Origin of the sequence: Marinomonas spartinae (assembly GCF_900089775.1) — a bacterium.
In the GTDB taxonomy this organism is placed as follows: domain Bacteria; phylum Pseudomonadota; class Gammaproteobacteria; order Pseudomonadales; family Marinomonadaceae; genus Marinomonas; species Marinomonas spartinae.
Genome location: NZ_FLOB01000001.1, coordinates 26,203 through 52,237 on the forward strand (window position 1 = coordinate 26,203; position 26,035 = coordinate 52,237).

The following is a 26,035-nucleotide window of genomic DNA, read 5'->3' on the forward strand; positions in this document are numbered from 1 at the left end:
ATGCTTAATGTAGATTGATACTAGCAAGTTAATCTTGCTTATGTGTGACAAAAATGTGGATAAATATACTTTTATGTATAAATTTAAGCCGACATTTCCGCAACTTTCTACAGCTCGATGTTGGCGATATGACGGTTAACGGCTATCCATGCACCGCTTATGCCAACGAATGCACTAATAGTTAAACACAAAACGATCTCATCTGCATTAAATGTCTGCAGTTTAAAATGCGAGCCATACAGTTCGATCAAACGCTCAGCGGGAGCACTTACCCACCAGCTTAATATGAGAATACACAAACTGGCAAAAAAGCCGCCTAATATTCCAAACCACAACCCCATGTATAAAAAGGGTCGGCGGATATAGCTGTCTGTGGCCCCAACCAACTTCATCACCAGCACTTCATCGCGCCGGCTTTCTACCGCCATACGAATAGTATTACCAACAATCAACAATACCGCCACAATCAACAGTATTGATAACGCATAAGCCAAACGTTGCCCAAAACTCAAGATATTGGCAAGACGCTCCAGCCATTGGGCGTCTAACACGGCATTTTGCACCTCTCCCTGCGCGGCTAATTGCTTACGTAATGTTTCTAATACCGGTAGCGTTTGCTCAGACACCACCATTTTCGGAATGACTTTCAGCACAATCGGCAAAGGGTTACCCTGTAAGGAGGACAGCAACTGTGTATAACCACTCCAACGCTCAAAATCCCTCAAGCCTTCTTCTTTCGAAATATAATCTACCGACGCCACATCCGGTCGTGCCGACAGTCGATGTGACAAAGCCAGTGCTTGGGTATCGTCTACCTGCGGAAATAAATACAGAGTAATAGCCGATTGCTTATCCCAATTACTGGTAATCGATTGCACGTTCTTGAGGAGTACATACAAACTACCAGGTAATGTCAGAGCGATAGCAATCACCATCACCGTCATCACGCTTGCTAACGGGTAGTTCAACAAGCGCATAAAGCTTTCAGTCAAAGTGCTTTGATGCTGACGCAAATACAGTTTTAAACTAAACGAAGACCGTTTAGACCAGCGGTGTTTAGTGGCCTTAACCGACTGACGAGTGGCGCCACGACGAGAGTTCTTTTGTGGCATTTAAGCAAACCCTCCATCATTCACCATGCGCCCTTGGTTTAAGGTCAGCACTCGATGACGCATTCGTGCCACCAGCGCCAAATCATGGCTAGCCACTAATACCGTCACACCAACGTTATTAAACTCTTGGAAAAGATTCATGATTTCCGCCGATAATTTAGGGTCAAGGTTCCCCGTTGGCTCATCTGCAAGCAGTAATTGAGGTTTATTGACGACCGCACGGGCAATGCCAATTCGTTGCTGTTCACCACCAGATAAAGCCATCGGATTGTATTTTTCTTTTCCTAACAACCCTACCTTATCCAATGCCGCACGTACCCGTTTGGCGGTTTGCTCAGGATCCACGCCACTCACCTGTAAAGGCAGCGCCACATTGTGAAACACGCTACGATCAAACAACAACTGGTGATTTTGAAAGACGACACCGACACGGCGACGATGGTAAGGAATGGCTCGACGACTCAAGATACGAAGATCCACCCCATCCACAAGAATCTGGCCCGATGTTTGACGCTCAATCATCATCATGAGTTTCATTAAGGTACTTTTCCCTGCACCAGAATGGCCAGTAAGAAACGCCATTTCACCCTGTCTTAAATGAAAACTCACTTGCGACAATGCTTCTTGACCGCTGTCATACTTTTTACCAACTCGCTGAAATTCGATTTCCACGCTGTCAATGTTTCCTTTTTCGCCGTTACACTATGGACGCATACGCTACACGATGATCACATAAAAGAGCCGCTGCGACATAGTAAAGAAGTTATTCATTCTTGCTATCGGTTTCTTCTATTACTCACTATCAAACAAAGCGTCAACAAACTCTTGAGCAACAAAGGGGCGCAAATCATCCACTTGCTCCCCAACACCGATATAGCGAATCGGTAGACCAAACTGTTTGGCAATAGCAAAGATAATCCCTCCCTTCGCCGTACCATCAAGCTTAGTCAAAGTAATACCCGAGACACCGACCGCTTCAGTAAAGAGCTTAGCTTGACTAAGCGCATTTTGCCCTGTGCCCGCATCCAATACCAACATCACTTCATGGGGCGCATCAACATCCAATTTTTTCATCACACGAACCACTTTTGATAATTCATTCATCAAATTGGCTTTGTTCTGCAAACGGCCCGCAGTATCGGCAATAACAACATCTACCCCTTTGGCTTTTGCCGATTCAATGGCATCGTAAATAACCGACGCCGAGTCCGCGCCAGTATGTTGAGCCACGACAGGCACATTATTGCGTTCTCCCCAAACTTGCAACTGTTCTACCGCCGCAGCGCGGAACGTATCACCAGCAGCCAGCATCACGCTTTTACCCTCTGCTTGATATTTTTTCGTCAACTTACCGATGGTGGTGGTTTTACCAACCCCGTTCACACCCACCATTAGAATAACAAAGGGGCCATCCTTTTTGGTTGGATCAAGTGCCTTTTGTGAACCACTGAGGATGTCGGTCATTTCGCCTTTTAAACTGTTTAATAGAGCATTCGAATCTTTTAACTCTTTACGACTGTGTTTTTCTGTTAGGCCATCAATCAGAGACCTCGTCGCATCAATCCCCACATCCGCTACTAATAGCTGTGTTTCTAGCTCTTCTAACAGATCATCATCAACTTTTTTACTGCCCACCAAAATGGAAGATAAACCACCGCCTAACCCTTGTCGGGTACGAGATAACCCAGACTTGATTCGTTGTGACCAAGAAAGCGTGGAGACTTTTTCCTCTTTTTCTGCTTGAAGGGGGGGCTGCTCTATTGCTTGCTCTGCTTCAACCGAAGCCACCACACTCGTCTGTTCATTTGAAGAGGACAAGGCAGACTCTATACGGGCTTCGCTTATCTGCTCGTCACTAGCTGTTGTAGGTGTCTGTGTTTCTGAGCTTGGTTCGGATACGGCTTCTGATTGTGTATCTGTACCCTTTTTTTGCTCAGATCGTTTTCTTGCTCTCATTTGTTTTAGAACACGGCGACGAATGACCACCGCAATAATCGCCAATATGGCACCAATTGCCATCGGAGCATAGCGAGCATACTCCCCAAAATACGGCGTTAAAAAAGCAATGAACTGATTAACAAATTCCATCAAATTAATCTCTTATATGTAGACTGGTGCGGTTTGCACCAGTGAAGTGCTATTATTCATATAGAAGCCAGATAAGTTGGCCCTAGAAGCGGTGATTTTATCATCATTCCGATTAGCAAGCAGTTCTAGTTTATGGAAAATTATCCAATGTCTGTCTTTACTATGGATCCTTATGTTTAACAGTCAAAAGCCTCTTTTCAGTAAGCCTGTACTGGCCGGTATTATGATTTTTTCCACCTTGGCTATTTGGGCTCTCAATTCTACTGCTCCTAAGCCCATATCTTATCCCAAAATGGCCATCGAAACGTGGCAGACGGATTCAGGCATTCCTGTTGTGTGGCTCACTCAAGACGATTGGAAAGGCAGCAATAAACTCAACATAGCCTTGTCCTTCAATGCACCAGATCATAACCCAGCGTTAACCGATGCCACCTTATCCATGATGCTTGATGACCCCTTGCCCCTAATAAGCTCAACCATCAACCAACGTTTATCCCCTCTGACCGCCAGTGTCAGCAGTGGTTATAACCATGAAGGGCAGACGCTGTATATCACGGCCAATAGCACCACCTCTTTTCTCAAACCGACCTTAAATATACTGACTCAATGGCTAACACACCCCATGTTTAAGGCCCTTTCTTTTTATCGCTGGCAACGTATTAATGACCCAGATCTGTCCGCTTTGTTCACAATGCAACAAGCGCTGTTTCTTCCGGTCAGCCGCTCAACTGAAACACCCGCAGAGAAAAGCTATGCTCAATTAAAAAAGCAGGTAACCAGAGAGCAAGTCACTGATTATTATCACCAACTCACCCAGCATGTTAGCCGTATTACCCTTGTTGGTAATATGGACAAAGCAACAAAGCAAGCCGTTATCGCAAGTTTGAATCGAATTACCCAACATTTTCGGCGTACGCCTTCTCTGCCTCCTCTGTCATTCAAGGTCAACCCCCATAGCCATGTCTTAGGCAAAGAAGAAGCGCAGCAAGGGCTGACTCAACAAGGCATCGCCCTCAGGCCGCTTCGCTCAGTCCAAGATTGGATTAGCTTACAATTATGGGGAGCGAATATAATCGATACTCTTAACAAACAAAACACCACACAATACGCCCAACTCAATTTCATCCTATCACCACGACTCCCTTGGGCTTGGTGGCGAGTACAACATAGTCAAGAGACTAAGACACTTCCTCTTGCCCATATGAAGGATGCCATTAACACGGAAACACTCCCCTCTGTTACCGAGAACAAACATTTTAACCCCCTGTTCACGTCTTTTCAGCAACAGCTTAACAAACGGTCTCACTCACCTGACTGGTGGATCAAAATGGCAACCGAAGTGACGCCACCTAACAGTGCATTGACACCATCAGACTTTGCGAAACACTACCAAAATGCCATTGATACCTTCACGCAAAAAAACTATCAAGCAGCACTGAAATACCTATTTATTACCTCCTCTTATCAAGAAAATCAGGTTACACCATGAACAAAAAGCCCGGTAAAACAACCACTAAGACCAGCCAAAAATCCACGGCAAAATTGCGCATTATTGCCGGTGAGTGGCGCTCTCGACAGCTGCCTATTCCTGATATCGAAGGCTTGCGCCCTACGCCAGATCGCGTGCGTGAAACCTTATTTAATTGGATCAGTCATTTCGTCCCTGGCGCGCAATGCGCGGACCTATTTTGTGGATCTGGTGCCCTAGGTCTAGAAGCCCTGTCACGGGGCGCTAAAAGCACGCTGTTTGTGGACAATTCAAAGGTGGTGACACGGCAAATGCAAGTCAACCTAGACACCTTGAAAGCTCAGAACGCAAAGGTTATTCAGCAGAACACTAAAGACTTTTTAATGGAAGCGACTCCCATACCGATGGACCTGATCTTTTTAGACCCTCCTTTCCGGAAAGACTGGATGTCGCAGATTGTGCCTCTATTGGACAAGGGCTGGCTGGCAGATCACGCGATGGTGTACATTGAAATGGAAAAAGAAGCCACACTTCCACCCTTACCCGATCACTGGACGCTATTGAAAGAAAAAGCCGCTGGGCAATTAGTTTACCGTTTATTCGACATCAATAAGCACCATTAACCAGTACAATGGATCAACGATAACACACCGCATTCTTAATGATTTTATCGAGCCTCAGGACATCATGCAGCAGATCATGAAGAACTGAGGCCATAACCAAGGCAAAAGGGAGTATTCGCCCTTCCATCGACACAGCGTGCACAAAACTTGCATAAACAAAGCATCGTTTCTTAACTAAACCGACGGCACTGCTCAATCAAAGAGCGATCCGTCGATTCATTGCTATATGGAAGGACACTATGCTTAGCAACCTCACGTTTCGCACCAAATTACTTTTGTTGCTCATCACTGTTATTTTCGGTTTTGCCATTGTGACCTTTGTGGCTATGCAGGGCTCAGCGTCCCAAAAAGCTGCTAACAACCATTTAAGGATCTTGTCAAAAATCCAAAACTCAAACGATGCTCTGAGCATCAATATGTTGGAAATCGCTGACCAACTTCGTGACTTAGACGATAAACGCTACCCAGATTACCTCGCGACGCTGAATCAACAGATCGACAAAAATAATAAGGCCATCCAAACCAATATTGAACGCAGTCAATCTTCTGAGCTGAAAACCATTTTAAAAAGTACGCAGAAAGACATCAATCACTACAGCAACGCCCTGCTCAACCTTGTTAAAAAACGTCATATCATTGGCTTTGATGCGAACTCAGGCCTACGCGGTAAAATTGATCAAATGGGTAGCAAAATCGCGCAAGACATTCAATCTTTGAGCTTATTACGCCGCGAGTTCACCAATGTGCGTAGAGCCGAAGCCAGCTACTTATTCGGCCCCTCCCAAGAATATCTCGACCAGTTCAACACAAGTTATGAGCGACTCAATACCCGTTTTAACAACTTTGGTTTTGAAGACACTTATGGCAAAGAGGCTCAGGTCTATCATGATGCCGTTATTCAATACGGTAAAGAATACGTTGCTCTAGATGCCGCCGATAGCGCCTTTTCTAAACAAAAAGCCCAATTTAATAAGAGCCAACTGGCAACCGCCAAGCTCATTAAGAACATTGTTCTTAATGCAGAAGAAAATGCCAAGCGACATTCGCAGCAAGCCAACATCAGCTTATGGGTAGTCAGCATAGTGGTTCCACTCATCGTGGCATTATTGATCATGAGCATAGGCCGCAACGTTCGTAACACATTAAAACGCATTATGAACGATTTAGTTAAAGTAAAAGCGGGTGACATGACGGCCAAGTCAGTTGTCAACGAGCGTCGTAATGATGAGTTTGATTCACTCAGCCTCTCTTTAAATGAAATGACGCAGGGCCTTGATCATGTATTGAAAGAAGTGGTCAACACCACTGATACCGTCAACGACATGGCAACAGACATCAGTGGCACAATCGGGGAAATAGCCAACAGCAATCGTACCATTAATGGCAGAACCCAATCTCTCGCCAGCGCCACAGACGATATTTCCAAGCGCATTACCCAACTTTCTACCACCACAGATACACTACGCACTCATTCCAGTGAAACTTATGAATCAGCAAAAATGGGCTCGCAAACCATACGAATGGTACTCGACAACCTGAAGAGCACCATCAACGTGGTCAATTCCACAGGCGACCAACTAAACGAATTAGGACGTTTATCGAACAATATCGATCATGTTATCAGCATGATTAACGATCTTGCGAGCCAAACCAACTTATTAGCCTTAAATGCGGCGATAGAAGCGGCTCGTGCTGGTGAAGCAGGAAGAGGTTTTGCAGTGGTGTCGGATGAAGTTCGTTCCCTAGCGGAAAAAACCGTGGATGCAACCGCCAAGATCACCGATATTGTTAATATTATCCAGACCTCTACCCAAGGAGCCATTGCCACCATGGCAAGCGGTCAAGACAGCTTAAAAGTCATTGAGGAAAACGGTAGCAAAGCGGAAACGGCCATTCATACCATCGAATCCAAAGCCCTAACCAGCTCCCAATCTGCCGACTCAATGGCCTCAGACATTCAAGATGTCGCCAGCACAGCGATTCAAATGAGCACCGAGATGGATACCATTGCTCAGCAACTCAGCCATGATACAGGCTCCATTGAGACCCTCGCAGACAAAACGCAAAGCGTTAAAACGTCTGCAGTGGAATTATCCAACAAAACCAAGGTCTTTACTTTGAGTTAAACACGTACTTTAAGCAAAGCCAGCAGGCACCTAAAAACTCCGCTTCGATGACAAATGTCCAGCACCACTTATCATAGAAACGGTTTTTCATCACACTCTCTTGATGGGGCTGGCGTCAAACGCTAGACTGTTGCTCCATTATTCATAAGATGAATCCCCCTATTTTCACGGGACGTCGATTTATTTCACTAGGACAAATATAAAGCCTATGCCGGACACTCTTCCAGCCAACTCCGTTGGCGTAGTTGTGCCACAAATCGCGCAATTTGATACTCCGCTGACGCTTTCTTGCGGCCAAACCTTATCCAGCTATCAATTAGTTTATGAAACGTATGGCGAACTAAACCAACAGGCATCTAATGCCATTTTGATCTGTCATGCATTAAGTGGCGATCACCATGCTGCTGGCTACCATACTATGTCAGACAAAAAACCTGGTTGGTGGGATTCTGCCATTGGCCCAGGCAAAGCCATCGATACTAACCAATTTTTTGTTGTGAGCTTAAACAACCTTGGAGGCTGTTGTGGCAGTACAGGCCCCACCTCAATTAACCCTGAGACCAATCAGATATGGGGTGCGCATTTCCCCATTGTCACGGTGGAAGATTGGGTGGAAAGCCAAGCCCGCTTAGCTGATCGGTTGGGAATACGCACCTTCGCTGCTATCGTGGGTGGCAGTTTAGGTGGAATGCAGGTATTAGAATGGAGCATCCGTTTTCCAGATCGGTTAAAAGCCGCCGCCATCATCGCGTCCGCCCCTAAACTCTCTACACAAAACATTGCGTTTAACGAAGTCGCGCGTCAATCCATTCGCCGAGATCCCGAATTCCATGACGGCAACTACCTTGATCAAGAGACGGTTCCGACCAATGGGCTTGGGCTGGCTCGCATGCTGGGACACATTACCTATTTGTCCGATGATGCCATGGGAGCTAAGTTTGGTCGACAAATGCGCCATGATGCTTACCAGTATAACTACGGCATTGAATTTGAAGTAGAAAGCTATCTGCGCTACCAAGGTGAAGCCTTTACCAAGCGTTTCGATGCCAATACCTACATGTTAATGACAAAAGCGCTCGACTATTTTGACCCAGCCGCCCAAGCCAATGGCGATTTAGCCGCTGTATTGAGTCGAGCTCAGTGCGAATTTTTACTCGTATCCTTCACCACGGATTGGCGTTTTGCTCCAGAACGTAGCGAAGAAATTGTCAATGCCTTAGTCAAAGCAGGTAAACATGTTTCCTATACTAAGATCGAAGCCGCTGAGGGGCACGACGCATTTTTATTCCCCATTCCTCGATACATGAATGCACTCAGTAGTTTTTTGACGCGAGTCGCCAAGCGCTTAACCACGGAGGTCAAATAGATGCGTTCTGATTTAGAAATGATCGATGAATGGATTCAGCCTAATACACGAGTACTGGACTTAGGCTGTGGCCCTGGTGAATTATTACAACACCTGATCGGCAATAAACAGGTACACGGCTATGGCCTAGAAATTGACCCAGAAAACCTGAATATCTGTATTGAAAAAGGGATTCCCGTATTGGAGCAAAATATCGACGAAGGCCTACACAACTTTGAGGATCAAAGTTTTGATCTCGTCGTTATGACCCATGCCTTGCAACAATTTCGTCGCCCTGATTTACTCCTTGACGAAATGCTACGCATTGGCAAAGAATGTATTATTACCTTTCCAAATTTTGGTCACTGGCGCAACCGTATCCATCTTGGCCTTAAGGGACGAATGCCAGTGTCTGATTTCTTACCCTATAATTGGTACGATACACCCAACATCCACTTTTGTACGTTTCATGATTTTGAACGTCTTTGCCTAGAGAAAAGCATCAAAATTCTTCGTTGGGCAGCAGTGGACGGGCAACTAAAAGATCATTGGTGGATTCGCACCATGCCCAATATCTTTAGCGAAACCGCCGTTTTTCATGTAAGCCGCTAACGACCCAATACATTAGGTGGAAGGCGGCCTTAGGTCGCCTTTTTTATCCAAGACACATCGACAAACATACTAGTCAAGAAACGTAAACTGTCACTCTACCTGAGGAGCACCATGATGAGTCAAGTCATCGTATTAGCCAGCAACAACACAGGCAAGATAAAAGAGTTCAATGCCCTGCTTAGCCCTGTCGGTTTCGACATAAAACCACAGAGCGAATTTAACGTACAAGATGCCGATGAAACGGGCTTAAGCTTTATCGAAAATGCTATTTTAAAAGCACGTCATGCGTGTGTTCATACCGGGCTACCCGCCTTAGCAGACGATTCTGGCATTGAAGTAGATTATCTAAAGGGGGCGCCAGGCATTTATTCTGCGCGCTTTGCAGGGGATCATGGCAATAGCGAAGCCAATAATGCGTTATTACTCAAAAAGCTTGAGGGGGTGCCCGACATTGAACGAACAGCACGCTTTCACTGCGTATTAGCCTATTTAAGACATAAGGATGACCCAACACCTTTAGTGTTCCACGGTACATGGGAAGGACGTATTGTCACCACTCCAGAAGGCCAAGAAGGTTTTGGCTACGATCCTTTATTCTATGTACCTGAATGTGGTTGCAGTGCCGCAAGTCTTCCGAAAGAAATTAAAAACCAAATTAGCCACCGAGCCAAAGCATTGAAGCAGCTACTCACGGCTTTTCAAGAGATGCCAACTCACTTATGAGCCAACTCACGACCCCCTTGCCGCCACTTAGTCTCTACATTCACTTACCTTGGTGTGTACGCAAATGCCCATATTGCGATTTTAACTCACATCAGGCAGATCGTTTTGGGCAAGATGGTAAGCTGCCGGAAAAAGCCTACCTTAAGCAATTGTTGGCCGATTTAGATGCCGATTTACCCTATGTAGCAGGACGCACCATTCAAACGGCCTTTATTGGCGGCGGTACCCCCAGTTTGATGAGTGAAGATTTTTACTACCACTTAATGGATGCCTTAAAAGAAAAACTCTCTTGGGCAGACAACGCCGAAATCACCATGGAAGCGAACCCCGGCACCTTTGAGCAAGAAAAGTTTCGCCACTTTCGCCAAGCCGGCATCAATCGACTATCGATTGGCATACAAAGTTTTCAACCAAACCTGTTGAAAACCCTAGGAAGAATCCACAACCGAGAAGAAGCCATCCTAGCTGTGGATAAGTCTCGACTAGCTGGGTTCGATAATATCAACCTAGATTTGATGCACGGTTTGCCTGACCAAAGTCTGGAAATGGCCATGGATGACCTTTCGTTAGCCATACAATTAGATCCCGAGCATCTTTCTTGGTATCAGCTCACCATCGAACCTAATACAGAATTTTATCGTCGTCCGCCCACTCTCCCTGAAGACAATACCCTTTGGGGTATTCAGGATGCAGGGCAAGCCAAATTAGATAAGCATGGTTATAGCCAATATGAAGTCTCGGCAAACGCCAAGGCTAACCAACAAGCGCGGCACAATGTCAATTATTGGCGTTTTGGGGATTATTTGGGCATCGGAGCGGGTGCTCATGGCAAGCTAACATTAAGTAACGGTGAAATATTTCGTACACGAAAGACTCGACACCCAAATCACTACCTGAACACCTTGCCAGAGGCCTTAGTGATTAAGGAAGCCATTGAGCAAGAAGACCGGCCTCTTGAATTTATGATGAACCGCCTACGCTTATTTGAAGCCTTCGATTTACAGGATTATCAGCGCTATTGCGATCAATCTATCCCTGAAAGCCTGATCAAAGCCTGCGAAACTGCCATAAAAAAAGGCTTTTTGCATGAAAAAGATTGGCAGCAACGTCGTATTCAGACCACCGAAAAAGGCAAACTTTTTCTCAACGAGCTCCTCGAACTCTTCTTACCTTAAAACTCCTTTTTCTTACATTGATTTGACATCTAAACAAATCCATGTAAGTCTTAGTAACGATAGCTAAGTAGGTAGGTAAACAATTGATCTATCTACATACATTGGATAAAAGAGAACTTACCGACTCTTTTATCCTTAAAATATCGCGTTAATCGAAAAACAAACTGCTATAGATATCCCTGCTATAAAAAGGGGGAAATAGAACCGTTCTTGTCGCATAAAGAACAAATCATTCCGACTATTTGTCTAACATGACAATGTTAAACAGTAAAAAGCTAGTATGTTCGTTTAAGCAAGTTCGACGTGTCAATTTAATTCGGGAGAATTTTATGAGTAAGAATGTGCCGGACAATGGCCGGCTGGAATACAATACGTCCTATAAAGTAGGGCAAGATAATATTCGCTTTTTAGGGATGGATATCCTTAATCCGGTCTTTAGTACCAGTGCACTGATCATCCTCGCCTTTATCATCGGAACTATCATATTCCCTGAGGAAGCAAAATCTGTTTTGCTGGGCGCAAAAGGTTGGTCTATTGCTAACTTTGACTGGTTTTTCATGATTGCAGGCAATATTTTCGTCCTATTCTGTATTGGCCTAATCTTATCCCCCATGGGTAAAATACGCTTAGGTGGCATAAACGCCAAACCTGAGCACTCCACCATTACTTGGTTTTCTATGCTATTCGCTGCTGGTATGGGGATTGGTTTGATGTTTTGGAGTGTGGCAGAGCCTGTTGGCTATTATACCGATTGGTATGGCACACCTCTAAACGTCGCGCCGAATACACCAGCTGCTGCTAAGCTCGCTCTTGGGGCAACCATGTTCCATTGGGGCCTTCACCCATGGGCCATTTACGCCGTTGTTGCTTTATCACTTGCTTTCTTTGCCTACAATAAAGGCTTGCCTCTTACTATTCGTTCTGCTTTTTATCCTCTTTTAGGCGAACGCGTCTGGGGATCACTTGGCCACGGTATTGATGTTCTTGCGGTTATTGCCACCATATTTGGTTTAGCCACCTCCCTAGGTTTAGGTGCCCAGCAAGCCTCCAGTGGTTTGAACTTTCTCTTTAATATCCCAGATACACTGACCACCCAAATTGTTGTTATCTGTGGTGTTACCAGTGTCGCAATCTTCTCTGTGGCAAGGGGTCTTGAGGGTGGTGTGAAGCTACTCAGTAACATCAATATGTTACTTGCTGCCGTCTTTGCCATATTCATTATCGTGGTAGGTAACACTGGTGCAATCTTTGGCTCTATCGGAACCATTTTCGTCAGCTACGTAGAAAACATCATTCCACTAAGTAACTGGATTGATCGTACAGACCAAACTTTCTACCATGGTTGGACTGTGTTCTACTGGGCTTGGTGGATTTCTTGGTCTCCATTTGTTGGTATGTTTATCGCGCGTGTTTCCCGTGGACGCACCGTTCGTCAATTCCTAACGGCTGTACTACTGGTTCCTACTCTTGTTTCCATGGTGTGGATGGCAACCTTCGGTGGTTCCGCTATCGCACAAATCGAAAATGGCGTAGGTGCCTTAGCGGGCGGTTTGACAAGTGTCTCACTAGCCATGTTCCAGATGCTACAAAACTTACCTTTGACTTCTATTACGTCTTTCATTGGTATCGTTCTTGTCTTGGTTTTCTTCGTGACGTCTTCCGACTCAGGATCATTGGTTATCGATGGTATTACCGCTGGAGGTAAAACCGATGCACCATTGATACAACGCGTCTTCTGGGCAGTATTAGAAGGTGTCATTGCGATTGCCTTGCTAGTCGGTGGTGGTAAAGATGCCCTCTCTGCCATTCAAGCCGCAGCGATTACCACAGGCCTTCCCTTTACCTTGCTCTTACTCATTATGTGTGTAGGCTTGTTTAAAGGGCTAAGAGGCGACCTTGTGTTGTACAAACAGACCTAGGAAAAGTAACAACATCCTAGTTCACCATATATTAATAGGAGTGGCTCGAGCCGCTCCTATTTTTTTGTGAATTGTATTTCTCGCCTGAGTCTTTTAGAATACCAGTCCTCTTAGGGGAGTAATCAGCTTTGCAAGTATGCAAAGATTCTTTGTCAACATAATTGAGCCTCATGCTCATGGCAAAGAAATTTGAACAACGTTGTTCGGATTGATGAGACTTAAGACAGTAACTTGGCTCAGGTGGGCACAGGTTGTTGTCTTTCGTTTGTCGCCCACCTAGGACCTGCATAATGGAAGCCATACTGACTTCAATATCAACCGTTGCCCTTGCTGAAATGGGCGACAAAACGCAATTGCTTGCCTTATTTCTTGCTGCTCGATTTCCATCTAAAACTGCGATCATTCTTGGTATGTTACTCTCAACCATCGTCAACCACGCCCTATCGGCTTGGTTTGGAGTGGAAGTCGCAAACTGGATCCCTGGCGAATGGGTCAATTGGGTGATAGGGTTAAGTTTTATCGCAGTAGGTCTCTGGCTGTTAGTACCAGATAAAGACGACAGTGAAGAAGGCGGACTACTGAAATACGGTGCTTTTGTGGCCACCTTTGCGCTCTTCTTCCTTGCAGAGATTGGTGATAAAACTCAAATTGCGACCGTTATATTGGCCGCTCACTATGGCTCTGTGCTTCCGGTATTAATCGGTTCAACCATTGGTATGATGCTCGCCAATGTACCAGTTGTATTTGCTGGTAACTGGATTATGGAACGCATCAATCCCGTTTTAACGCGTCGCTTGGCCTGTTTATTATTTCTTATTATGGGCTTGTTCACCATAATATCGCCTATGCTTTAACTCTTAACCAAATAAAAGGAACCACTTATGGACGTCGAATTAACGGAAATAGTCGAAGCACTTTGCCAACATGCTCCGTTTAATGAAATTGCCGATGATCCTAGCCTCAATGACATGGTCAAAGAGGTCGAAATACAGTACGTACGTACGGGCGAATGGGTTATTGAAAGAGGCACTTTAAACAACACGCTCTTCTTTATTCGAAGTGGCGCGGTAGAAGTACTCAACAAAAACGGTAAATTAATTCGACGTATGAATGAGGGCGAGCTGTTCGGTTATGGTTCTCTGCTTCGGGGTGGGAAATCATCCCAGTCTATGCGCGCCATAGAAGACAGCCTTTTTTATCGCATCCCAGCTCGCTGGTTCCTAAAACTGTACGAAGAAAGCGATACCTTCTCCGACTTTTTCGAGCTCGATAGAGAAACCCGACTAAAAGCAGCGATGGACTCCCAGACGTCTGACGTATCTTTAATGACTTGTCCAATTAAAAGCTTATTACGCCGGGATCCAATTGGCATCGATGTGGGTGAAAGTATACGTCAAGCCGCGCAAATGATGACGGAACATCGCGTCTCTAGTTTATTGATCATGGAAAACGAGCAACTAGTGGGCATTGTCACCGACCGAGATTTACGCACCCGTGCCGTTGCTGAAGGGTTAGCCTATGACACCCCGATCAAAGCCATCATGACCAAAAATCCGACCGTTATGGACAGTGGTGACTATGCGGCGGAGGCCGTTTTGAAAATGATGGAGTTAAACATTCACCACATTCCCATCGTCAAAGATCACAAAACCATTGGCGTACTCAGTACAGGGGATATTATCCAAAAAGAAAGCCACGGCAGTATCTATTTAATCAGTGACATTTTAAAACAAACCGACGTTGATGGACTAAAAGCCATTAGTCGCAAAATGACACATACCTTTACTCAGCTGGTCGTGGCCGACGCCAATACCCAGATGATAGGTAATGCGATGTCCCACATTGGTACGGCGTTTGTTAAACGCTTACTGCAACTGGGCGAAGAACAGTTTGGTAAACCACCTGTCCCCTATTGCTTTATTGCCCTAGGGTCCCAGGCGCGAGAAGAGCAAACCATTAAGACAGACCAAGACAACGCCATCATTTTAAGTAATCGCTACGACCCTGAAAAACACGGCGAGTATTTTGAACAATTAAGCCACTGGGTCTGCCAGGGCTTGGATCAATGTGGCTACCCTCTGTGTACAGGCGATGTCATGGCATCTAATACGCTCTGGCGGCAACCATTAAGTGTCTGGAAAAACTATTTTAGTGAGTGGATTCAAGAGCCCAAGGCCGAGGCCTTATTACACTTGTCCATTTTTTTCGACCTACGCGGTATCTATGGCGATAAATTATTAGCCAACGAACTCAACAAACATATTCGTCAAGAAGCGAAGAATCACTCAGGCTTCCTGTCTTATATGGCACGTAACGCGAACCAACGTAAACCCCCTCTAGGCTTTTTCCGCCAATTCGTCCTCGATGGTGAAGGTAAGCAGTCGCGCACCTTTAACCTAAAGGAACGTGGCATTGCGCCGATTATCGACATTGTTCGGGTACATGCCCTCGCCTGTGGCAGCGACAAGCTCAATACCATTGAGCGTATCGCTGACATAGAAGCCGCAAAACTCTTGCCCGACGGGCGTGCAAGAGACCTAGCCTTAGCCCTCGAAATGATCGGTATGGTGCGGATTAGTAGCCAAAAAGACCAAATCGAAAATGGTGAAGAGCCCACCAATCATGTCAACCCAGAGCTTTTGTCTTCCTTTGAAAAGCGTCACTTACGGGACGCTTTTCACATCGTCTCTCGCCAACAAGAGTTCATTAAATTCCGTTATGCAGGGAAACGCAGTTAAATGCCGAATCGAGTCATACCATTCATGAAAACGAAGTCGGACACGACTCCCACTAAAGATTGGCAAGCCATGTTTCGGGATTGGGCACAAGAGGCACCAGAAGGGCCTCTTAAACGCTACTATGAAGCAGGCACCATCGCCATGGATACCCCATTAAAAGATGTCCCCATGTTGGCTTTGGACCTAGAAACAACGGGCTTAGACTCGCGTACAGATGAGATTATTAGTGTGGGCAGCGTACCGATGGATCATCGTATTATTCGCTGCAATGGCTCAGGTTACTGGATGGCGAAACCGGAATGCTCACTTAACCCAGAGTCAGTCACCATCCACGAAATTACGCATACGGAGTTGGAAGAAGCGCCTCGGCTTCATCATATTTTCGAGAACATACTCGAGGCCCTCAGTAATAAAGTCGTAGTCGTCCACTGTGTCGCTATAGAACGACAGTTTTTACTGGAGGCCTCTCTCAAAATATACGGCTTTCCTCTGTATTTCCCTGTCCTTGATACCATGGATATTGAGCGCAAGTATCATACGAAGCTCCCTTGGTGGAAGCGAATAATAGGGAAAAAGCCATCGTTACGTTTAGATGCTTGTCGTCAATACTACCATTTACCTCGCTACAAAGCGCACCACGCATTAACGGATGCTTTATCCTCTGCAGAGCTATTACAAGCACAGATCGCCTATCACATGGACGCAACGAACGATCCTATCTCTAAATATTGGCTTTAATCACCGTACATCCTTGTCAAGACAGACTCTAGACAAGGGCACGAAGGGGGATAAAAACTAAGCCGATAGCGAGCGGACCAAGGTTTTGGGACAGCTTTCACGGATGATTAGCTCCGTCTCTAACACCACGTCTTTGGTTTCTCTTAGTCCCAAAAAGACTTGCGCGGCTATCCGGCCTTTCTCCACGGTTTGCTGGTGCACAGTGGTAATGGAAGGGTGAAAGTTTTCACTCTCAGAAATACCATCGAAGCCGACTACTTGAAGGTCTTCTGGCACTCTCAAGCCCATTTGCAACGCCGCCTGTACCGCCGCAATGGCAATACGGTCACTCATGCATAAGAGCAACTGCGGACGATCTGCCATTGTCAATGCCTCACGCGCCGCTTGGTAAGCGACCTTGTGTGTATTTTGCGGAATATTCCAAATACGTTCATAAGGTACGTTTAAACCATGCTCATCAAGGGCAGCAAAATACCCACGCAAACGTTGAATCGAAATGGAGGCGGACGCATCAAACAACTCATCCTCTTGTACTCGGCAGACACGGTCAGTATCCAACAAACTCAACCCAAGAATCGCGACACTTTTAGGACGATGGGAAAGAGCATGAACGGCAATCTCATAAGCCCCTTTGTAGTTTTCAACGTTCACCGAGGTGGTGCCAGGAATAAAACTATCCACGGTAATAATGTTTTTATTCGGCATTAACCAAGGCGCATTGCTGCATTGCTGAGGTTTATGTCCATACACAACAAAGCCGTCTACCATAGACGATTGCATACGACTTTGTGCATCTTGAGGTTCATGGTCATACACAGATAATAACAGCATATTGTAGTCATTATCTTGGAACACTTCGGCCATGCCTTGCAAAAATTGACTCGCCACAGGATCCGTTAGGCTATAACTTAAATAATCTGATAGCACGATACCAACAATCCCTGTGCGTCCCGTTCGTAGGCTACGCGCTGCGGCATTAGGGCCGAAATAGCCCATTTTCTCACAGGCTTCGAGAATACTGTCACGAAGCTTGGCAGACAACTGATCAGGGCGATTAAAGGCGTTGGAAATCGTGGCGGTAGAAACATTTAGTGCCTTTGCCACATCCTTTAGCGTTAATTTTTTTAATTGTTTTTTCATACAACACTCTCAAGACACGGGCCTATCGTAATGCACGGCTGTTTAACAGCTTGGCTCCTCTCCTCCCTCGCACCGTCTTTTCTAACAAAAAGACAGTGCCACACAACTAAGAGGTAAGGCACGCAAAGGCCTTATTTTATTATTGTTATTTAACATGAACCTTTTATCTTTGGGACACCACAGCGTAGTACGCCTGATAGGCAGGCAAGGTTAATGTATTTCCCTCTAACGAGGAAGCAAAACCATGGCCTTCCAAGGCATGATCAACTGCCATAGACAATTCACCCACCTGCACCTGTCCTGTCATATTCAATACCACCAAAACACGTTGTCCCTCGTATTCACGAATCAAGGCAATCAAATGATCATTTTTCACATCTGCCTGCTCCAATTCGCCATTGATCAACGCGGGTTGCTTTTGACGCCAATGAATCAACTGACGCACCTTATGTAACAAGGAATCGGGGGCCGCTTCTTGCTCCGCCACACTTAACGGAAGATGACGAGCTTCCACTGGCAACCAAGGCTCAACGGTCGAAAAACCAGCTTGGTTAGTATTCTCCCACACCATTGGTGTACGACAACCGTCACGACCTTTAAAAACAGGCCATAGTGGAATACCGTAAGGATCCTGAATGCGTTCAAAAGGCACTTCCGCTTCCGGTAAGCCAAGCTCTTCCCCTTGATACAAACAGACACTCCCACGCAAAGATAAAATCAATGCCATGGCGATTAAAGGATAGGCTTTTTGATCTTCATTCGCGCCCCAACGTGTACAAGAGCGCACCACATCGTGATTGGATAGAGCCCAACATGGCCAACCATCCCCAACAATGTTTTGCATATTCTCCAATACATCTCGAATATAATCCGGTGAATGGGGTTTGTTCAATAAGTCAAACGTATACGCCATATGCAACTTATCACCGTCAGACGTATATTCAGCCATCCGTTTTAGAGGGAAGTCATCACCGATTTCCCCAACCGTTGTCGAGCCAGGAAACTCATCCATCAAGGCGCGTAAGTCTTTTAAGAAGTCCAGATTCTCAGGACGACTTAAATCATAAACATGGCGCTGATAAGTGTATGGGTTATCTTCTGGTGCCCCCAAGGTTTTTGGTTCACCCGCTGGTACAGGCGGATTATCTTCTAACCCTTGGCTGTGGAAATAGAAATTAACCGTATCCAAGCGGAAACCATCGACCCCGAGCTCCAACCAAAAACGCATGCAATCCAAATGCGCTTTACGTACCTCAGGGTTATGGAAGTTCATGTCGGGCTGAGATTCCAAAAAGTTATGCAAATAATATTGCAAACGTCGGCTGTCCCATTTCCACGCACTCCCTCCAAAAATCGATAGCCAATTATTTGGTGGGGAACCATCGGGCTTTGGATCAGCCCAGACATACCAATCCGCTTTCGGGTTAGTCTTATCTTGGCGACTTTCCTCAAACCAAGGGTGCTGATCCGATGAATGACTGATCACCTGATCTATCATCACTTTCAGGTTTAATTGATGTGCACGATCCACCAAGGCTTTAAAATCAGACAACGAACCGAACATCGGATCAATATCGCAATAATCAGACACATCGTAACCAAAATCTTTCATTGGCGACGTGAAAATAGGCGATAGCCAAATCGCATCTACACCAAGAGATGCTACATAATCCAATTTGCTGGTGATACCAACCAAATCGCCAATACCATCACCATTGGCATCCATAAAGCTACGTGGATAAATTTGGTAAATAATGCCGCCTTTCCACCAGTTCAAATTCTGAGTCATGTCCCCTCTCCGTACAATATAAGGTTGTCTGTCATGCTTATCCCTCTCCAGTCCTAAAAAATAGGTTTCGCTGAATCAACAAATCTAGAACTAGCCTAAACGTGCGTAGGATTGCTCTTTATCATTGAATAGATGCATTTTTTCAGGCTCGGCAGCCAGATGAATAAAATCGCCACGCTGGGAACTTAAAGTACCAGGCTGCTTAGCAATAACCATGTCCTGACAACCTTTTACTTTCAAGTGCAGTAGAGTGGCCTCACCCAGCGATTCAACAAAGGCGACCTCTCCAGAAATAAAGCCCTGTTCTTTGCTATCGACCACGCTCAAATCTTCTGGCCGAATGCCAAAGAAAGCTTCTTTGGCCTGTTCACTCGCTTCAGTGACAATAGGAACTTCTACGACTTCAGAGGAAGACAAGGACACACGGGTGGATTCACCGGTTTTTTCAATTCGACATGGCACAATATTCATGGCAGGAGAACCAATAAACCTCGCAACAAACACATTAGCAGGGTGTTCATACAGCTCAAGCGGTGAACCAACTTGTTCAATATTTCCACCTGATAATAAAACAATACGATCAGCCAAGGTCATCGCCTCAACCTGATCATGGGTAACATAAATCATGGTTGAGTCAGGCATACTGTCTTTCAGATTGGCGATTTCCATACGTGTCGCCACACGCAGTGCCGCGTCTAGGTTCGACAGAGGCTCATCAAACAAAAACACCTGTGGGCTACGAACAATGGCGCGCCCAATCGCCACACGCTGCCTTTGCCCACCAGACAAGGCTTTTGGCAAACGATCTAAATAGGGAGTCAATTGCAACATCTCTGCGGCTTTTCGCACTTGCTTATCGATATCCGCTTTACTTGTTTTGGCAATCTGTAAACTGAACGCCATATTGTCATAGACAGACATATGTGGGTACAAAGCATAACTCTGGAAGACCATCGCAATCCCCCGTAGCGCAGGTGGAACGTCATTCATCACCTTACCGTCAATTTCCAGCGTGCCACCTGAAATATCCTCTAAGCCTGAAATCATCCTCAATAAAGTGGATTTACCACAGCCTGATGGTCCAACAAAGACGATAAACTCGCCTTGCTTTATGTCCAGATTAATATCGTGAAGCACTTCAACCTTGTTAGAGTAGATCTTTTTCACATGGGTTAACTTTACATCAGCCATGAATACTTGCCTCAATTAGAATTCGAATCTTGGGTGAGGAGCATGCTCAACTCACCCGCTCGCTTATTGTTATTGTGTTACTCGTCTTTATTATTTCACCGACCCTGCGAGCAGCCCTCGTACTAAGAAGCGCTGCAGACCAAAGAACACACATAATGGAATAATAATGGTAATAAAAGCTGAAGCGGTGAGAATGCCCCAGTTCCCCCCTAGGGAGCCCATTAACTGCCGTAATTGTCCAGTTAGCACCATGTGGTCAGGACTGGTTCCAAGGAAAACCATCGCTACCAATAAGTCATTCCATACCCATAAAAATTGGAAAATGGCAAAAGACGCAAGAGCAGGAAAGGACAATGGCAAAATGATCTTTCTAAAAATATCAAAGTCTGATGCGCCGTCCACTCGAGCGGATTCGATGATTTCACTAGGCAACCCCACAATGTAGTTGCGCAGTAAATAAATCGCCAAAGGTAAACCAAAGCCCGTATGGGCCAGCCATATCCCCACATAAGTCTTAGAGCTAACCCCGAACAGGTCCCCAATCCAGTTATAGCTTTTTAGCAAAGGAATCAACGACATTTGCAACGGTACAACCAATAAGCCAACCACACTGGCGACTAAAATAGCGCGCCCAGGAAAACGCATCCAAGCCAAAGCATAAGCCGCAAACGCTGCGATCAAAATAGGAATCACAGTAGCAGGAATAGTGACGGTCAAAGAGTTAATAAACGATTGCCCTAACCCATCAGCCCCCAACACCACTTTATAATTATTCAAAGTAAAATGTGGCGGTATTTCTGCCGTATAAAAAATACGTTTGCCATTTCTTCCGCGCCACTGAGTCGGTGACGACAGCACATAATCCCCATTGGGCATAACTTGCAAGGTTTGACCATTACGTATCTGCGCCACCTCACCCGCTTTATAAGCTTGAGGATGCAAAGAGCTATAGCCAAATTTTGATATTTTGCCTGACTTCCCATGCAAAATATTACCTTTAATGACGAAGTGATCGCTCTCTTGCACTTGGTTTGATGGTGGCTCAGCACGATCGACCTCCATATGAGTAGAAGTTGATAATGCAGTCCACCAGCCAGACACCGCTAATTGATCTTTATCTCGCAATGAAGAGATAAATAACCCAGCCGTCGGGATGGTCCAAATAATCACCAGAAACAGCACAGTGGCATGCGTCAAGTAAACAAGAGGTGAACGTTTTGATGAACGGATCATATTAACGACCCTCCATTTCTTGATTGGCGCGACGAATGTTCCAAATCATGATGGGAGTCACCAACACCATAATAACTAAGGCAATTACCGCACCGCGGCCAAAGTCCCCCCCCCCTCGGAACATCCAAGTAAACATTTGGTTCGCAAGTACTTGCGTGTTCCATTGGCCATTGGTCATGGCCAGAACGATATCAAATACCTTGAGTACTAAAATCGTGATGGTTGTCCAGACAACAGCGATGGTTCCCCAAATTTGCGGCACCATAATTTTAAAGAAAATCTGTATCCCATTCGCCCCATCTAACACGGCGGCTTCGATCGTCTCATCGGGGATGCCACGCAGGGCCGCCGATAGAATCACCATAGCAAAGCCCGTTTGTATCCAGATCAAAATAACCATCAAAAAGAAGTTGTTCCAGAATGGCATGGAAATCCAGTTTTGCGGTTCACCACCAAAAAACACCACAATGGCATTAAGCAAACCAATTTGGGTGTTGCCAGCACTTTGATAATCGTAGATAAACTTCCAAATCACCGACGCTCCCACAAACGAAATGGCCATTGGCATGAAAATCAATGTCTTAGCAATGTTCCCCCACCAAATTCGATCCGTCATCGATGCAATCACCAACCCCAAAAAGGTGGCCGATGTTGGCACAACAACGAGCCACATCATATTGTTACGAAACGACTCTAAAAATTCGTCGTTGCTAAACAACCAAGAATAATTCGATAACCCCACAAACTCTTTACCCGCACGGCCATAGAAGGACAAAATGATCGAGTCAACAACGGGATAAAACAGATAAAACGTTAAAAATATAATCGCAGGGCCTAAAAACAACCAAGGCCGAATGCGAGTCGTGATTCGCAGATTACGTGCAACAATGGTAACGGCACGATTTTTTGTCGGAAATAGTTTATCCAACAAGAAATTAGAACCGTAAAAATAAAAGGCACATACCGATACACCTATTACCATGTACACTAATGCGGAAGCGAGCTGTTCCATAAAGTCTCCAACAATCACAGCAAATTCGAAGCAAGCCTTTCGACATTATGATTAAGCCATGCCACCTCATAAAGAGGCGACACGACTCATGTCAATCATCGAGAGATCAGTTCTTTTTCAGTGCATCCCAAGTTTTCTGTATATCATTGGCAACGTCTTTAGCGGGTTCACCATTGATGTAATTGACCATACCGGTCCAGAAAGCCCCTGCCCCAATACGGCCAGGCATTAGGTCTGATGCATCAAAGCGGAAGGTGGTTGCATCCAGCAAAATTTTGCCTTCACGACGCTCTATATCATTGGAATAGACAGCAGGATTTGCCTTCAAGTCGGGTGATAAGAAGCCACCTTGAGCCATCCAAATTTCATGAGCAATCGGCGAACGTAAGAAGTTCACGAAATCGTGAGCACCTTTGGAATCCTTAGTAATGGTGGCCAAGGTGCCAGCCCCTTCAACAGGTCGACCGAGGTCTTTTTTAGAAGCAAATGGAGGGAAGTAGAAGAAATCGGCATCCACTCCAACTTCCACATCCTTTGGAAAAAAGGCGGTGACAAACGAGGCTTGTTTCACCATGTAGCACTGTGGTGGAGAGGTAAATAAACCTTTGGGACTATCACGGAAATCGGTTGTCCCAACCGCTGAGGTGCCCCCATAGACAAATTTATTATTTCGGGCAAACCAGCCAAACTCTTTAATCGCATCAACGATACGTGGATCATTAAATTTCACTTTATTGGTTACCCAGCCATCATAAACAGACGGTGGTTGCATTCTCAATAATAAATCTTCCACCCAATCGGTTGCTGGCCAGCCCGTTGCCGCGCCGGAGCCCAAACCGATACACCAAGGCGTACCACCGTCGGCAACAATTTGTTTAGTGAGGGCTTTTAGCTGTTCCATGGTTTTAGGCACCTGATAACCCGCATCGGCAAAATTATCAGGGGAATACCAAACCAGAGACTTCAAATCTGCACGATAAAATACACCATAAAAGTGATCTTTATGATGTGGGCCTTTGAAGGTGGCTAATTTCACCCAAGACTTACCTGCCGCATAATCCTTTAACACCCCTTCTTTGGCTTTTTCGCTAAGCGGCGTCAAATAGCCCTTGGCCGCTAAATCGGAGGCAAGACCAGGCTGAGGAAAGATAGATACATTTGGCGCACTACCCCCTTGCGTGTCAATCACAATCTGCTGCTCAAACGAGTCAGAGCCGTCGTATACAACATCAGCCCCTGTGGCCGCTTCAAAATAGGCAATGACGTTCTCAAATCTGGTTTTTTCATCCCCTGTCCAAGGGCCAAATACGGTAATTTTCTTACCTTGTAAGTGTTCTGATTTCAAAGCATCGTAGCTAGACCAGTTAAAACGGGTATCTTTTCCAGGTGGGAAAATGAGGTCTTGAGCAAAAACAGAATGAGCAGAGAAGGACAACGCAAGCGCTGCAGCTAAAAGCGATTTTTTCATGTGGACTCCTTACAGGCATGCTCGGACGCTTCCTAGGCAGGCCTTTGTTTTTATTATCGTAAGTCGATGCTGTATTAAAAATGATCTTCTATAAGCATTAAGAAGATATTTGATTATTCACAATAAAGAAGCCAGATTCAAGCGATTCACTTGCTTAATATTGTCTTAATCACAACACTTTCTCGCAAAAAGTCCGTTCGTCTATTTTGATAAATTTATATGAATTTGGGCTGAAAAATCTGTATTTCATTAATAAAGAATCGTTTTTTGTATAAAAATCAAACAAATAAAACGATAAGCACAATCATAAGTTTGCACATTTAATGTCAAATAGGCATAAAAAAACGCGGCACGCCGCGCTTTTCTAAATCGTTTAACCACATGACTTTTAAACGTCGATGTTTTCTTATTGTTAAGAGAACATTGCCAAACGAGCTTGCGCCTCTTCAAAAGAGGGCAATGAGGGATAAGCTCCAAGCTTGGTAACAGAATCCGCTCCACACGCTGCGGCAAAACGAATAATATCCAATAGAGTATCTTGGCTTAATCCTGTCAGGCTGGCACGATCTGCACATTGTTGGGACAGCTGATACAACAACCCTCCAACAAACGCATCGCCTGCGGCGGTCGTGTCTTTTACATTCATTTTCGGTGTGATGATCTCCCCTTGACCATAAGCTTTCGTGAAATAACGAATGGGATTACCGCCATCGGTCAACACAAACAGTGACACACCTGCGGCAAGGGATTCATCAATCAGGGCAAAAGGATCTGACACCAAGACCGCTAGCTCTTCAAGGCTGGCTTTCACTACATCACCACTTTGCATCCAGTCGATAACACGTTGAGTGTTCACCTTATGATCTTGCCATAAGTTAATGCGCAGGTTCACATCAATACTCACGATCCAATTTGCTGCTCGGGCCATACTGACGCCAGCAAGCGTTGCCTGTGTAATTGCGTCTTCAGTTAGAGTATTAGAGCAAGTATGGAACACCCCTTGCCCAGCAAACCATGCGGCATCAAAATTGTCTTCACGAAATAAAATATCCGCAGAAGGATGACGATAAAACTCAAAACTGCGTTCACCAGACGGATCCAAACTTACAAATGCCAATGCCGTTTTAGCCTCTTTCGTCATTAACATACTAGAGGTATTCACACCATAACTGTCTAAAGAGTCTTTTAAAAAATGACCAAAAGCATCATCGCCCACTTGACCGGCAAAATGACTATTCCCTCCTAAACGGGCAACGGCTACCGCGACATTCGCTGGTGCGCCACCTGGGTATTTGGTAAAAGATTCCAACTCACCCGCTTGCGTCGCGCCGTTGGAAAGGAAATCGATAAGGGCTTCGCCGAAGGCCATTACTTTTGTTGTGGTCATCTTATTATTCTCTCTCGTTAATCAAGAATTTTTTCTGTCTGTTACAGGCAGAACGTTTGCAACAATCATCATGAAACTCACGACGATAACGAACAGTGACTCAGTTCCATCTCTAGGACATACCATGATGCCAGCGAGAAAGTATGAC

At 45.3% G+C, this 26,035-nt stretch carries 21 protein-coding genes and 1 riboswitch; of the genes, 11 read left to right on the top strand and 10 right to left on the bottom strand.

What is annotated here, in order from left to right; all coding sequences use genetic code 11:
* Window positions 1-107: 107 nt before the first annotated feature.
* The 3 genes from ftsX to ftsY all read right to left on the bottom strand — a co-directional run bounded on the left by ftsX (window position 108) and on the right by ftsY (window position 3,200).
* Window positions 108-1,112: a permease-like cell division protein FtsX gene (gene ftsX / locus MSP8886_RS00115; RefSeq protein ID WP_067011498.1), complete on the bottom strand. Its 1,005-nt coding sequence runs from the start codon at window positions 1,110-1,112 to the stop codon at window positions 108-110.
* Window positions 1,113-1,784, bottom strand: coding sequence for a cell division ATP-binding protein FtsE (gene ftsE, locus MSP8886_RS00120; RefSeq protein ID WP_067011499.1), 672 nt, complete (start codon window positions 1,782-1,784; stop codon window positions 1,113-1,115).
* A 120-nt stretch (window positions 1,785-1,904) separates the two neighbouring features.
* Window positions 1,905-3,200 carry a signal recognition particle-docking protein FtsY gene (gene ftsY / locus MSP8886_RS00125; protein ID WP_067011501.1) on the bottom strand — a complete coding sequence of 432 codons (1,296 nt, stop codon included), beginning with the start codon at window positions 3,198-3,200 and terminating at the stop codon, window positions 1,905-1,907.
* A gap of 172 nt (window positions 3,201-3,372) precedes the next feature.
* On the opposite strand from ftsY, the gene MSP8886_RS00130 reads away from it, so the two are divergent.
* The 11 genes from MSP8886_RS00130 to MSP8886_RS00180 all read left to right on the top strand — a co-directional run bounded on the left by MSP8886_RS00130 (window position 3,373) and on the right by MSP8886_RS00180 (window position 16,667).
* On the top strand, window positions 3,373-4,689 hold the full coding sequence (locus tag MSP8886_RS00130) for a peptidase M16 family protein (protein ID WP_067011503.1): 1,317 nt from the start codon (window positions 3,373-3,375) through the stop codon (window positions 4,687-4,689).
* A complete protein-coding gene (gene rsmD, locus MSP8886_RS00135; protein ID WP_067011505.1) occupies window positions 4,686-5,291 on the top strand; it encodes a 16S rRNA (guanine(966)-N(2))-methyltransferase RsmD in 606 nt (201 codons plus the stop codon). Before MSP8886_RS00130 ends, rsmD begins: the two co-directional genes overlap by 4 nt.
* A gap of 239 nt (window positions 5,292-5,530) precedes the next feature.
* Complete coding sequence (locus tag MSP8886_RS00140; RefSeq protein ID WP_067011507.1) at window positions 5,531-7,417, top strand: methyl-accepting chemotaxis protein; 1,887 nt, start codon at window positions 5,531-5,533, stop codon at window positions 7,415-7,417.
* A 208-nt stretch (window positions 7,418-7,625) separates the two neighbouring features.
* Window positions 7,626-8,783, top strand: coding sequence for a homoserine O-succinyltransferase MetX (gene metX / locus MSP8886_RS00145; RefSeq protein ID WP_067011509.1), 1,158 nt, complete (start codon window positions 7,626-7,628; stop codon window positions 8,781-8,783).
* Window positions 8,784-9,374: a methionine biosynthesis protein MetW gene (metW, locus tag MSP8886_RS00150; protein ID WP_067011511.1), complete on the top strand. Its 591-nt coding sequence runs from the start codon at window positions 8,784-8,786 to the stop codon at window positions 9,372-9,374.
* 114 nt (window positions 9,375-9,488) lie between these two features.
* On the top strand, window positions 9,489-10,097 hold the full coding sequence (gene rdgB / locus MSP8886_RS00155; protein ID WP_067011513.1) for an RdgB/HAM1 family non-canonical purine NTP pyrophosphatase: 609 nt from the start codon (window positions 9,489-9,491) through the stop codon (window positions 10,095-10,097).
* Window positions 10,094-11,272: a radical SAM family heme chaperone HemW gene (hemW, locus tag MSP8886_RS00160; protein WP_067011515.1), complete on the top strand. Its 1,179-nt coding sequence runs from the start codon at window positions 10,094-10,096 to the stop codon at window positions 11,270-11,272. The genes rdgB and hemW overlap by 4 nt, the downstream gene beginning before the upstream one ends.
* A 329-nt stretch (window positions 11,273-11,601) precedes the next feature.
* Entirely contained in the window at window positions 11,602-13,191 is a 1,590-nt protein-coding gene (locus tag MSP8886_RS00165) for a BCCT family transporter (protein ID WP_067011517.1), read from the top strand.
* Between the two features lie 101 nt (window positions 13,192-13,292).
* Window positions 13,293-13,470: riboswitch (yybP-ykoY riboswitch) on the top strand.
* Between the two features lie 11 nt (window positions 13,471-13,481).
* Window positions 13,482-14,045, top strand: a complete 564-nt coding sequence (locus MSP8886_RS00170) for a TMEM165/GDT1 family protein (RefSeq protein WP_067011518.1) — start codon at window positions 13,482-13,484, stop codon at window positions 14,043-14,045.
* Window positions 14,046-14,072: 27 nt separating this feature from the next.
* Entirely contained in the window at window positions 14,073-15,929 is a 1,857-nt protein-coding gene (locus tag MSP8886_RS00175) for a DUF294 nucleotidyltransferase-like domain-containing protein (protein WP_067011520.1), read from the top strand.
* A 24-nt stretch (window positions 15,930-15,953) separates the two neighbouring features.
* On the top strand, window positions 15,954-16,667 hold the full coding sequence (locus MSP8886_RS00180; protein ID WP_067012908.1) for a 3'-5' exonuclease: 714 nt from the start codon (window positions 15,954-15,956) through the stop codon (window positions 16,665-16,667).
* Between the two features lie 57 nt (window positions 16,668-16,724).
* On the opposite strand, the gene MSP8886_RS00185 is transcribed toward MSP8886_RS00180, so the two are convergent.
* The 7 genes from MSP8886_RS00185 to MSP8886_RS00215 form a co-directional block, all read right to left on the bottom strand.
* Window positions 16,725-17,807, bottom strand: coding sequence for a LacI family DNA-binding transcriptional regulator (locus MSP8886_RS00185; protein WP_067011521.1), 1,083 nt, complete (start codon window positions 17,805-17,807; stop codon window positions 16,725-16,727).
* A gap of 163 nt (window positions 17,808-17,970) precedes the next feature.
* Window positions 17,971-19,596, bottom strand: a complete 1,626-nt coding sequence (locus MSP8886_RS00190) for an alpha-glucosidase family protein (RefSeq protein WP_067011523.1) — start codon at window positions 19,594-19,596, stop codon at window positions 17,971-17,973.
* 90 nt (window positions 19,597-19,686) lie between these two features.
* Window positions 19,687-20,787 (bottom strand): ABC transporter ATP-binding protein, encoded by a 1,101-nt coding sequence (locus tag MSP8886_RS00195; protein WP_067011525.1) that lies wholly within the window; start codon window positions 20,785-20,787, stop codon window positions 19,687-19,689.
* Window positions 20,788-20,877: 90 nt separating this feature from the next.
* The gene (locus MSP8886_RS00200) at window positions 20,878-22,020 is read right to left on the bottom strand and encodes a carbohydrate ABC transporter permease (protein WP_067011527.1); all 1,143 of its coding nucleotides are present in this window, start codon (window positions 22,018-22,020) and stop codon (window positions 20,878-20,880) included.
* A gap of 1 nt (window position 22,021) precedes the next feature.
* Window positions 22,022-23,032: a carbohydrate ABC transporter permease gene (locus MSP8886_RS00205; RefSeq protein ID WP_067011529.1), complete on the bottom strand. Its 1,011-nt coding sequence runs from the start codon at window positions 23,030-23,032 to the stop codon at window positions 22,022-22,024.
* A 106-nt stretch (window positions 23,033-23,138) separates the two neighbouring features.
* Window positions 23,139-24,500 carry an ABC transporter substrate-binding protein gene (locus tag MSP8886_RS00210; protein WP_067011531.1) on the bottom strand — a complete coding sequence of 454 codons (1,362 nt, stop codon included), beginning with the start codon at window positions 24,498-24,500 and terminating at the stop codon, window positions 23,139-23,141.
* Between the two features lie 412 nt (window positions 24,501-24,912).
* Entirely contained in the window at window positions 24,913-25,887 is a 975-nt protein-coding gene (locus MSP8886_RS00215) for a carbohydrate kinase family protein (RefSeq protein WP_067011533.1), read from the bottom strand.
* Between the last annotated feature and the right edge of the window lie 148 nt (window positions 25,888-26,035).